Here is an 11,379-nt window from a genome sequence, read left to right as displayed (position 1 = left end):
GCCCAGGGCGGCGCGCCTGCACGCGACCCCGCCCAGGCCGCGCCGGCGGCCGCCCGGCCGGGCGCATCGTCGCCGCCCGACGCCGCCGATCCGCTGGCCGCGCACGCCGATACCCACTGGACGCCCGCGCGGGCCGGGCTGGCCGCCGCATCGTCCGACCCGCAGGCGCAGCCGCTCGCGCCCGTGCACCCGGCCGCCGTGCCGCTCGTTCGGCAGCAGCTCGATGCGCTCGCGACCGACCAGTTTCGCTGGACCGGCGAGGCGTGGCCCGGCGCGCGGCTCGACTGGACGATCGAACCCGACGAGCCGGGCCACCGTGCACCGCGCGGCGGCGGTGACGACGACACGGGCGACGGTATCGCGTGGCGCACGCGCCTGACGCTGACGCTGCCCTCGCTCGGCACGGTGGACGCCGAGCTGGTGCTGAACGGCGCGCAGCTCGTCGCGCGGCTGCGCGCGAACCAGACGGGCGCCGACCGCCTCACGCGCAACGAAGCCGCGCTGCGGCAGCGGCTCGAGGGTTCGGGGCTCAAGGTGGGCGGGCTGTCGATTCGCGCGGTCGACGACGGGCCGGACGGCTTCGACCTCTTTGCCGCCCAGGCCGCCGCCGCCGCGTACGCGCGCGGCGCGGCCGACGTGCGGGTGCCGGGCGACGACGACGAGGCGCTGTGATGAGCATGACGTCCCGCAAGCGCGCGGCCGCGCTCGTCTACGACCCGAAAGGCGGCGACGCGGCGCCTCGGGTGGTCGCGAAGGGCTACGGCGTGCTCGCCGAGATGATCGTCGCGCGCGCGCACGACGCGGGGCTCTACGTGCATACGGCGCCGGAGATGGTGTCGCTGCTGATGCAGGTCGATCTCGACGACCGGATCCCGCCGCAGCTCTATCAGGCGGTCGCCGATCTGCTCGCATGGCTGTACGCGCTCGATCGCACCGAGCCCGCGCCGGACGCGGCCGCGCCGCGCTTCCCGCTGCCGCCGTTGCGCTGAACGGCCTGCCGTCGCGCGGCTTCTTGCGACATGCGGCTCGTGGTCGGCGGGATCATTCCGCCGGCATCGTGCGCCGATCGATTGGCTTCGTGCTGCAACGGACGCCTTTCTTTCGCGTTCCGGCGCGCAGGGAACCGGCCGTTCCGCACGCGCACGGATTGAGCCGGCTTTTGATTTATGTAATGATATCCATTCTCATTTTCATGCTGCCCGGGCGGTGCGCACTTCCTGCGCGCCGCCCGTTGTTTTGAACGAATGGAACCTTTCGCGTGAACGCGCCCGAAACGATCGACCCGCCCAAGACGGGCATGCCGCGCGCCGGCGTCACCATGCTGCACCCGGCGGGCCGCCCGCTGAGCGACGACGAACTGGCCGCGCGCCGCCAGCGCTCGCGCCGCGCGACCTTCATCAAGTGGCTGCGCAAGGTGCACGGCTGGGTCGGGCTGTGGGGCGCGGTGCTCGGGCTGCTGTTCGGGGTGACCGGCGTGGTGCTGAATCACCGCGCGCCGCCGCTGAAGATTCCGACCGGCGAGCCGCAGGTCGAGGAGATGCAGGTCGCGCTGCCGGATCCGGTGCCGAAGACGCCCGCCGCGATGACGAAGTGGCTGCAGCAGGAACTGCATTTCGACGGCAAGCCCGGCCGCATGCGCAAGGAGCCGGCGCAGGCCGTCGCGTGGGGCGACAAGCGCGTGATGCAGCCCGAGCACTGGCAATTCGGCGTATTCGGGCCGCACCAGAACCTGCAGGCCGAGTACTGGGTCGGCAACGGCTACGTGTCGGTGAAACGCACGGGCAACACGTTCCTGACGACGCTGAACAACCTGCATCGCGGCGTCGGGATGAACCTCGGCTGGGTGCTGCTGATGGATACGATCGCAGGTTCGTTGATCCTGCTGTCGCTGACGGGCGTGCTGCTGTGGACCGAGCTGAACAAGCGCCGCACGGTCGGCGTCGTGCTGGTGGTCGGTTCGGTTGCCGCCGCGCTGGCCGCCGGCCTGACCTGATCGGCGGTGGCGCCGGCCGGCGCCGGCGCCCGGCGCGAGCACGGCCGCCCGCCGCCGCGGGTCAGAGGCCGCAGGCCGCGCCACTGTTCGCCGCGATTTCGCGCGCGGCCTTCGCGCCTTCGACCTGCAGGATCGTCGGCAGCGACACGTTGTTCTTCGCGGCGGTGATCTCGGCCAGGATCGAGATCGCGATTTCCGGCGGCGTCCGGCTGCCGATGTAGATGCCGGCCGGCCCATGCAGCCGGGCCAGTTCCGCTTCGCTCAGGTCGAATTCGCGCAGCCGCTCGCGCCGCGCCGCGTTGTTGCGCCGCGAGCCGAGCGCGCCCACGTAGAACGCGGGCGTCTTCAGCGCCTCCATCAGTGCGAGATCGTCGAGCTTCGGGTCGTGCGTGAGCGCGATCACGGCCGAACGCGCATCGAGCTTCATGTCGAGCACCGTGTCGTCGGGCATCGAGTGCACGACGCGCGTGCCCGGCACGTCCCACGCATCCGTGTACTCGTCGCGCGGATCGCACACCGTCACCTGGTAGTCGAGCCCGACCGCGATCTGGCACAGATAGCGCGACAACTGGCCGGCGCCGATCACGAGCATCCGGTAGCGCGGCCCGTGGATCGTCACGAGCCGTTCGCCGTCGAACGCGAGCCCGTCGGTCGCCTGCGCGGGCGACAGCGACGCGCGGCCGGTCGCGAGCGTCATCGTGCGCGTGACGAGGTGGCCGGCCTCGACCTGCGCGCACAGCGCGGCGATCCCGCTGTCGCGCGTGAGCGGTTCGAGCACCAGCTGGATCGTGCCGCCGCACGGCAGCCCGAAGCGGTGCGCTTCCTCGGCGGTCACGCCGTACTTGAGCGCTTCCGGGCGCGCATCGGCCGCGATGCCGCTCGCATGCACGCGGGCGATCAGGTCGTCCTCGATGCATCCGCCGGACACGGAGCCGACCACGAGGCCGTCCTCGCGCACCGCGAGCATCGCGCCTTCGGGGCGCGGCGACGAGCCCCACGTTTTCACGACCGTCACGAGCAGCACGCGCCGCCCTTCTTCGAGCCAGCGCGCGCTGGATTTCAGTACATCGAGATCGACGCTTTCCATCGTTTTTCCTGTTGCCGGACGGCCCGCCGCGCGGCGCCGTCGTTCGATGGCGGGATTATGAACCGCCCGGCGCGCGCGTGCAGGCGGCGTGCGGCTCGCGCGGGCAAATCCGGAGGATCGGGCAAGATTTCGCGACGATCGGACAGTGATCGCGCGGGCGCCGAGGGGGCGGGAGAGAAGGGGGCGTGCGGGGCCGGTAGCGGCCCCGCGCGGGAGGCGTCATCGCGCCATGACGGCGCTCAGTGCGCGTCGGGGTGGCCGTGCGCGAGCTTCGAGTGGTGCCGCGAGTACAGGAAGTAGATCACGAGGCCGATCACGAGCCAGATGGCGAACGCGGCCCACGTGACGGCCTGCAGATTCAGCATCAGGAACAGGCACGACGCGACCGCGAGGATCGGCACCACGGGCACGCCCGGGCAGCGGAACGCGCGCGGCAGCTCGGGGTGCGTGCGGCGCAGCACGAGCACGGCGATCGACACCATCGAGAACGCCGCGAGCGTGCCGATGTTGATCAGCTCGGCGAGCACGTTGAGCGGCACGAGCGCGGCGATCAGCCCGAAGAACAGGCCGACCAGCCAGGTGGTCAGGAACGGCGTCGCAAAGCGCGGATGCACGCGCGACAGCGTGGCCGGCAGCAGCCCGTCGCGCGACATCGCGAAGATCACGCGCGTCTGGCCGTAGCTCATCACGAGGATCACGGTCAGCATGCCGAGCACCGCGCCGAGATCGATGAAGCCCGCGACCCACTTCTCGCCGGCGACCTGCAGCGCATACGAGATCGGGTGCGAGATGTTCGCGTACTCGGCCGACGGCACGATGCCGGTCGCGACCGCGGCGACCGTCACGTACAGCACCGCGCACACCGCGAGCGACGCGATGATGCCGATCGGCAGGTCGCGCTTCGGGTTCTTCACTTCCTCGGCCGCCGACGACACCGCGTCGAAGCCGATGAACGCGAAGAACATCACGGCCGCCGCGCCGAACACGCCGTTCCAGCCGTGCGGCATGAACGGCTGCCAGTTCGCGGGCGTCACGTGGAACAGGCCGACCGCGATCACGAGCAGCACGACCGACACCTTGATGAACACCATGATGTTGTTGATGCGGGTCGATTCGCGGATGCCGATCGACAACAGCGTCGTGATCACGATCATCACGAGGAACGCGGGCAGGTTGAACCACGTGGTGACGCCCGGCACCGCGCCCGGCGCGGCCGTCAGCACGGCCGGCAGCGTGAGCCCGAAGCCCTGCAGCAGCGACTGCAGATAGCCCGACCAGCCGACCGACACGGCCGACGACGCGAGGCCGTACTCGAGCATCAGGTCCCAGCCGATGATCCACGCCACCAGCTCGCCGAGCGTCGCGTACGAATACGTGTAGATCGAGCCGGCGACGGGGATCGTCGACGCGAACTCCGCGTACGACAGCGCGGCGAGGCCGCACGCGATCGCGGCGATCACGAACGACAGCATCAGCGCGGGGCCGGCCTGGACGGCGCCGGTGCCCGTCAGCACGAAGATGCCGGTGCCGATGATCGCGCCGATGCCGAGGAAGGTGAGGTCGATCGCGCCGAGCGCTTTCTTGAGCCCGGCGGCTTGCGCGCCGGCGATCATGCGATCGACGTTTTTCTTGCGGAAGAGAGACATTGCGGAGGAATCGCCGGCACGCGCGGGCACGGCGCGCCGATTGAGTGAAAACCCGTAATTTTAGCCGATTTGGCGTGCAAGCCCTGCTGCGGTGCAGCGGCGCGCCGCGGAATCGGCCGAGAAAACAAGCGCTTGCGTGCGCAACGGGCGCGCCTGGGCGCGGCGCGGCCTGCGCCGCGTCGCCGGATCGGACGAATTCGAACTGGCCGGGGGATCAGGCGCCGGCCGTGGGCGCCATGTCGACGAGCTGGTTGCTCATCACGTAGAACGTGAGTTCCGCGTTGTTCGACAGCCGCATCTTCTCGAGCAGCCGCGACCGGTACACGCTCACCGTCTTCACCGACAGCGACAGCGTGTTCGCGATATCGGTGAGCCGCTTGCCCGACGCGAGCATGCAGAGCGTCTGGTATTCGCGGTCGGACAGCTTCTCGTGCGGCAGCGGCTCGTTCTCGAACGACACGTATTCGGCGAGCGCCTCGGCCATCGCGGGGCTCACGTACTTGCGGCCGGCCGCGACCTGCTGGATCGCGCCGATCATCTGCGCGGCGTTCACCGTCTTCGACAGGTAGCCGGACGCGCCTGCCTTCAGCGCGCGCACCGCGTACTGGTCCTCGCGGTACATCGAGAACATCAGCACCGGCGTGCGCGACAGCTTGCGCTTCAGGCGCTTGAGCAGCTCGATGCCGTTCGTGTCGGGCAGCGAGATGTCGAGCAGGATCACGTCGAATTCCTGCTTGTCGACGGCGGCCATCGCATCGCCGCCGTTCTCTGCCTCGGTCACGTCGCGCGCGACGCCGCGGTCGATCAGCAACTGGCGGATCCCTTGCCGGACGATCGCGTGATCGTCCACGAGCAGGATGTTCAGGCTCATCGCGGCCTCACGAAAGCGACGTGCGACGTGCCGCGACGGGCACCGCGAGCAGCGAATTCCACGCGAAGCGCGCGATGACGCGCGTGCCGCGGCCGGTTGGCGGCGTGGCCGTCTCGAAGCTGCCGCCGAACGCCTCGCAGCGCGCGCGCATGCCGGCGAGGCCGTAGCCGTTGCGGCGGCGCCGGGCGAAACCGGTCCCATCGTCGGTGACACTCAGCGACAGATGGGTGCCGTCGGTGACGATCCGGACGTCGACCGACGTCGCGCGGGCGTGCTTCGCGACGTTCGACAGCGCTTCCTGCGCGACGCGGAACACCGCGAGCGCACCGGCGCCGGCGATCTGCGTCAGGCGCGCGTCGGCCGCGCACACGAAGCTCGTGCGCAGGCCCGTGCGCGCCGCATGGGTGTCGATCCACGACGACAGCGCGCCGACCACGCCTGCGTCCAGCGCCGGCGTATCGCGTTCGTCGATGAGCCGGCGATTCGCGTCGGTCGCGGCGTCGAGCGCCTGCTGCGCCAGCGCCAGCGCGCGTAGGCAGCCTTCCGGCGCGTCGGCCGGCAGCCACGTTTGAACGTTTGCGAGTGCGAAGCGGGCCGCGGTCAGTTCGGCGCCGAGCCCGTCGTGCAGCTCGCCGGCCAGATGGCGGCGGGCTGCTTCGTCGGCGGCCAGAAGCTGGGCGGACAGGGCGGCGATCCGTGCGGCGGACGCGTCGCGTGTCGACGCGGCGTCGGCCATGGGCGGAGTAGCAGCGCAGCCAGGCATGCGCTGCCGTGACGGGAACGGGGCGTGGGCGCCCGAGGGCGCGTTAAGCGACGTATCCATGACTCTCCTGCTCTCAGAAAGCGGTTCAGACACCGGCTGGCTGCGTGCGCTGGCTGCCGTTTCGATGACGGTCGCCGCCAGAGAATCGCTCCATGCCGAGGTAACAAAAGTTACATCTTGTAACACATGCATCCGACCCTTCCATGCTCTTCCGAACGGCAACCACGCGCGCCGAATAATATCTCAAAACTACTGAAAACGTCATGTCGGGCGGACATTTAAGGGTAAATGTGAATAATCGGAATGAAGGTGTTGTAGGAAAAACACTGACATCCGACCGGCGGGCGATGACGTATCCAAATGTAACTATTTGAGATGGAATGGTCCCAGTTTGTTACGAATTCGCCAAGTGCGGACGAAAAAAAACCGGAGCTTTTGCTCCGGTTCTTGATGACGCGCAATGAGGGCCCGATCCCGTTATTGGCGGGAACGGCCCTGCGGGATCGGTCAATCCACGAACGCGCGCTCGATCACGTAGTGGCCCGGCGCGCTGTTCTTGCCTTCGACGAGGCCGGCCTGCTTCAGCAGCTCGGTCGTGTCCTTCAGCATCGCGGTGCTGCCGCACAGCATCACGCGGTCGTTTTCCGGCGAGAACGCCGGCACGCCGAGATCCGTGAACAGCTTGCCCGTCGCGATCAGGTCGGTGATCCGGCCTTCGTTGTCGAACGCTTCGCGCGTGACCGTCGGGTAGTAGACGAGCTTTTCCTTGATGATGTCGCCCAGGTACTCGTGGCCCGGCAGGTCGTGCTTGATGTAGTCCATGTACGCGAGCTCGCCCTTCAGGCGGCACGTGTGGGTCAGGATCACCTTGTCGAAGCGGTCGTAGATGTCCGGATCGCGGATGATCGACATGAACGGCGCGAGGCCCGTGCCCGTCGACAGCATCCACAGCGTCTTGCCCGGCAGCAGGTTGTCGGCGACCAGCGTGCCCGTCGGCTTCTTGCCGATCAGCACCGTGTCGCCCACCTTCAGGTGCTGCAGGCGCGACGTCAGCGGGCCGTTCTGCACCTTGATGCTGAAGAATTCGAGATGCTCTTCGTAGTTCGGGCTGACGATCGAGTAGGCGCGCGCGAGCGGCTTGCCGTCGACTTCGAGGCCGACCATCGTGAATTCGCCGTTGTTGAAGCGCAGGCTCGGCTCGCGGGTGCAGGTGAAGCTGAAAAGCGTGTCGGTCCAGTGATGGACGGATTGGACGGTGGCGGTGTCGTATTTGCTCATGGCTTTGAAAACGGACGCGCGTAGCGGACGCGTGTAACGGGCCCAAAAACGGGCAAAAAAACCGAGTGCGTCGGCCCGATCGCGGACCGGCCGGCCGGCGCGTCGGACACGCGCCTTCTCGATGACAGACGTTTGAGGAACTCGTTATTTTACCCTGCTTGGGGCAGATGCGGGCTTGACCCGCGCGGCCGCGCGGATTTGGCGCAACGCATCCTTTCAATGGGCTTTCGGCGATCGGCCGCGCTCGACCATGCGTTTCGCGCCGAGGCCGACACGTTCGGGCGGCGCCTTGACGGCAGCGCGCGGCCGCCGGCGCGTTACTGCGGATCGAGGCGCAGCCGCGCGATGTACGGCAGGTGGTCCGACAGCCAGGCGGCTTCGCCGGACGGCGCGCGCCATTCGAGCGGCGTCAGGCCGCGCACGAACATCTTGTCGAGCGCGAGCGCCGGCGAGAACGCGGGGAACGTGCGGCCCGATTCACCGAGCAGCGTCGCGACCTCGGACAGCCCGATCTCGCCGAACAGCGCGACCGAATCGTTGCGCCAGTCGTTGAAGTCGCCGGCGAGCATCAGCGGGCCGTCGCCCGCGTTGCGCACGATCCAGTGCGCGATCCAGTGCATCTGGCGCAGCCGCGCGGCGCGCGTGAGCGCGAGGTGCGCGCACAGCAGCGTGACCGGGCGCGCGCCCGCGAGCGTCGCGCGCGCGACCAGCAGCCCGCGCCGCTCGAAGCGGTGCGCGGAGATGTCCCAGCGGCCGCCGAGGTCGAGCGGATGCGGCGACAGGATCGCGTTGCCGTGCCGCCACGACGGCTTGAACACGTTCGGCCCGAGCGCGATCTGCCAGTCGAGCGCCTGCGCGATCTCGGTGGCCTGGCAATGCCACACGTCGTCGACCGCGTCGTCCATCGGCGAGCCGAAGCCCGGGGCGAGCATCGGGCGCGGCATGCGGCGCGCCATCGCTTCCTGCAGGAAATACACGTCGGCATGCATCGACTGCATCCAGTCGCGCATCGCGTTCCACGCGGTGAAGCCGAGCGGCGAGCGGCCCTTGTGCAGGTTCCAGCTCACGGCGGTGATTTCATCGGGCGCGGCGTGCGGCTCGGCGAACGGCAGGGACAGGGCGTCGGCGGACATGACGCTCAATCCTTCGCGACGTGCGCACGCACGCGGTACACGAGATGCGGATGCTGCTCGACGAGCGTCCAGTCGGTCCATGCATCGCCCCCGACCGCCAGGCCGGGGTGGCTCGCGACGATCTGCCGCGGCGCCGCGGGCACGCACGCATCGCCATGCGTCGCATTGTCGTCGTCGAGCGTTTCCTGCACGTCGAGCCCGAGCGACACGGTGTGCGCGTTGGCGTCGACGGCGAGCGGGGCGACCGTCACCGAGCGCGAGCGCTCGGTCGGCACGACGCGCGCGGCATTGCCGCAGCCCACCGGCACGGAGGACGGATAGCGATGGGTATCGGTGCGGGACTGACCCACGGTGGTGTTTTGCTGGAACGTGTCGATCGTCTGACCGTCGCGCACCACCTGGATCTCCCATGCGACGACGGCCGGCGCGGGGCTCTGCGCATGGGCGGCGAGCACGATGCTCGCAAGCAGGACGGCCAGGCCGTGTTTCAGCATGAAACGTCTCCGGAAACGCGCGATAGCGGGGAACGGACGCACATCTTACGCCCGATCGATTTCGGCCGTGATGTGACAGGACGTGCCGCGGCAGGTTCGCAGCACGATGCGGTCCTGCCCGACAAGTGAGGCCGCGTCATGCGTTTTCAAGCGAAAAAGCGCGTGAACTCGGCGACGCTCGCGCGCTCGGTGACGAGGCGGTTCTCGATCGCGTCGGGGTCCGCATGGCCGAGCGCCATGCCGCAGACGAACTGCTCGTTGGCGGGAATGCCGAGGTGTTCGGCGACGATCCGGTGAAACGGCACGAACGCGGCCTGCGGGCAGGTGTCGAGGCCGCGGGCGCGCGCGGCCGTCATCACGCCCTGCAGGAACATCCCGCAGTCGAGCCACGCGCCCTGCGCCATGATGCGCTCGAGCGTGAAGAACAGCGCGACCGGCGCATCGAAGAAACGGAAATTGCGCGCGTGCTGCGCGTGCATGCGCGCCTTCTCGTCGCGGCGGATGTTCAACAGCCCGTACAGGTCCCACCCGACCTTGCGGCGCCGGTCGAGATACGGCGACACCCATTCGCGCGGGTAGTAGTCGTATTCGGCGACGTATTTCTCGTCGCGCGCGGGATCGTCGTAGGCCGCGGTGAGCGCGGCCGCGAGCGCGTCGCGCGTCGCGCCCGTGGCGACGTACACGCGCCACGGCTGGATGTTGGTGCCCGACGGCGCGCGGCTCGCGGCTTCGAGGATCGCCTCGATCGTGTCGCGCGGCACGGGCGTTGGCAGGAACGCGCGGACCGCGCGGCGCGACTTGAGCGCGGCGTCGACGGCATCGACCGCATCGACGCAACGGAGCGCGTCGGCGTCGACGCGCGGGGAAGCGGGGACGGACATCGGCAACCCTTCGGGCGAGGTGTCAGGCGAGGTGCGGGGCGGCATGCGCGCGGCGCGCGGCCGCCATCGGCGAGCCCCGCGCGAGCGTCGTGAATCTTCGATGATACGCCGCGGTGCGCGGCCGTGCAGCGTGCGCGCGCTGTTAGCAGCAGACGCGCCCGGCTGCTTGCTTGCGCGGCGATGCGGGATCGCTACACTGAAATCGTAAGGGTCTGATGCGTGTATGACGGCAAGTGCAGCGAGGTGAGTATGACGACGGCGATGGTGAAACATGAACTGGCGGTGGCGTCCTTCAGCACGGTGTACGACCTCGAGCAGGTCGAGACGGCGCTGGGCGACCTGAACGAGAGCGCGAGCGACGCACTGCGCTCGACCTACGAGAAGATGCTCAAGACGGGGAATCTGCGTTTCTGCGTGAAGCCGAACCGGATGCCGTCGTTCGACGCGCTCGGCGAGGCGTTGCCGAATTTCGGCGAGCCGCTCGACGACGTGCGCAAGCAGATCGCGCTGTGCCTCGAAACGGACGACCGGCTCGAACTGATGCCGATCCTGCTGCTCGGGCCGCCCGGGATCGGCAAGACGCATTTCGCGAAGGCGCTCGCGCAACTGCTCGGCACCGCGTATCACTACGTGCCGATGAGTTCGCTGACGGCCGGCTGGATCCTGTCGGGCGCGTCGTCGCAATGGAAGAACGCGAAGCCCGGCAAGGTGTTCGATGCGCTCGTGAACGGCAGCTACGCGAACCCGGTGATCGCCGTCGACGAGATCGACAAGGCCGGCAGCGATGCGCAATACGATCCGCTCGGCGCGCTGTACGCGTTGCTCGAGCACGACACCGCGCGCGCGTTCGTCGACGAATTCGCGGAAGTGCCGATCAACGCGGGCAACGTGATCTGGATCGCGACCGCGAACGACGCGCAGGCGATTCCCGAGCCGCTGCTCAACCGGATGAACGTGTACGAGATCGCGCCGCCCGATGCGGCCGGCGCGCGCCGGATCGCGCAGACGATCTACGACGAGATCCGTACGTCGCATGCGTGGGGGCGGCGCTTCCCCGAGACGCTCGGCGACGATGCGCTCGACGTGCTGGCCGCGACGCCGCCGCGCACGATGCGCCGCGCGCTGCTGCACGCGTTCGGCGCGGCGCGGCTCGACGGCCGCGACGCGATCGGGCCGGCCGACATCCGCGCCGACGAAGGCGCGGCGAAGCGCCGGCCGATCGGCTTCTGACGC

At 69.1% G+C, this 11,379-nt stretch carries 12 protein-coding genes; 4 read left to right on the top strand and 8 right to left on the bottom strand.

Translation table 11 applies throughout. The annotated features are described in order from the left end of the window. The 3 genes from QZM15_RS33595 to QZM15_RS33585 form a co-directional block, all read left to right on the top strand. The coding region (locus QZM15_RS33595) for a flagellar hook-length control protein FliK (protein ID WP_302108013.1) at window positions 1-672 on the top strand (672 nt) is incomplete at its 5' end. Continuing rightward, window positions 672-989, top strand: coding sequence for an EscU/YscU/HrcU family type III secretion system export apparatus switch protein (locus QZM15_RS33590; protein ID WP_059583955.1), 318 nt, complete (start codon window positions 672-674; stop codon window positions 987-989). The genes QZM15_RS33595 and QZM15_RS33590, both read left to right, overlap by 1 nt. A 269-nt stretch (window positions 990-1,258) precedes the next feature. Further along, window positions 1,259-1,993: a PepSY-associated TM helix domain-containing protein gene (locus QZM15_RS33585; protein ID WP_099316906.1), complete on the top strand. Its 735-nt coding sequence runs from the start codon at window positions 1,259-1,261 to the stop codon at window positions 1,991-1,993. Window positions 1,994-2,054: 61 nt separating this feature from the next. Here QZM15_RS33585 and QZM15_RS33580 read toward each other — a convergent pair whose 3' ends face one another. The 8 genes from QZM15_RS33580 to QZM15_RS33545 all read right to left on the bottom strand — a co-directional run bounded on the left by QZM15_RS33580 (window position 2,055) and on the right by QZM15_RS33545 (window position 10,146). After that, entirely contained in the window at window positions 2,055-3,080 is a 1,026-nt protein-coding gene (locus QZM15_RS33580; protein ID WP_226225963.1) for an XdhC family protein, read from the bottom strand. A 239-nt stretch (window positions 3,081-3,319) separates the two neighbouring features. After that, entirely contained in the window at window positions 3,320-4,726 is a 1,407-nt protein-coding gene (locus tag QZM15_RS33575) for an amino acid permease (RefSeq protein WP_059583949.1), read from the bottom strand. A 214-nt stretch (window positions 4,727-4,940) separates the two neighbouring features. Beyond that, window positions 4,941-5,597: a response regulator transcription factor RqpR gene (gene rqpR / locus QZM15_RS33570; RefSeq protein ID WP_059583947.1), complete on the bottom strand. Its 657-nt coding sequence runs from the start codon at window positions 5,595-5,597 to the stop codon at window positions 4,941-4,943. A gap of 7 nt (window positions 5,598-5,604) precedes the next feature. Beyond that, window positions 5,605-6,420 (bottom strand): quorum system sensor histidine kinase RqpS, encoded by an 816-nt coding sequence (gene rqpS, locus QZM15_RS33565; RefSeq protein WP_302108012.1) that lies wholly within the window; start codon window positions 6,418-6,420, stop codon window positions 5,605-5,607. Window positions 6,421-6,867: 447 nt separating this feature from the next. Then, window positions 6,868-7,638 (bottom strand): ferredoxin--NADP reductase, encoded by a 771-nt coding sequence (locus tag QZM15_RS33560; protein ID WP_059583944.1) that lies wholly within the window; start codon window positions 7,636-7,638, stop codon window positions 6,868-6,870. A gap of 317 nt (window positions 7,639-7,955) precedes the next feature. Beyond that, window positions 7,956-8,771: an endonuclease/exonuclease/phosphatase family protein gene (locus QZM15_RS33555; protein WP_059642498.1), complete on the bottom strand. Its 816-nt coding sequence runs from the start codon at window positions 8,769-8,771 to the stop codon at window positions 7,956-7,958. A 5-nt stretch (window positions 8,772-8,776) separates the two neighbouring features. Beyond that, entirely contained in the window at window positions 8,777-9,265 is a 489-nt protein-coding gene (locus tag QZM15_RS33550; RefSeq protein ID WP_059583941.1) for a hypothetical protein, read from the bottom strand. Between the two features lie 146 nt (window positions 9,266-9,411). Continuing rightward, the gene (locus QZM15_RS33545) at window positions 9,412-10,146 is read right to left on the bottom strand and encodes a nitroreductase (protein WP_059584035.1); all 735 of its coding nucleotides are present in this window, start codon (window positions 10,144-10,146) and stop codon (window positions 9,412-9,414) included. 249 nt (window positions 10,147-10,395) lie between these two features. Between QZM15_RS33545 and QZM15_RS33540 the strand changes: the two genes are divergently transcribed. After that, window positions 10,396-11,376: an AAA family ATPase gene (locus QZM15_RS33540; RefSeq protein ID WP_059584034.1), complete on the top strand. Its 981-nt coding sequence runs from the start codon at window positions 10,396-10,398 to the stop codon at window positions 11,374-11,376. The last annotated feature ends 3 nt before the right edge of the window (window positions 11,377-11,379 follow it).

It is taken from the genome of Burkholderia sp. AU44665, assembly GCF_030504405.1.
Lineage (GTDB): Bacteria > Pseudomonadota > Gammaproteobacteria > Burkholderiales > Burkholderiaceae > Burkholderia > Burkholderia semiarida.
Note: the sequence above shows the minus strand (reverse complement) of the source record. Positions and strands in the feature narration are given on the sequence as shown.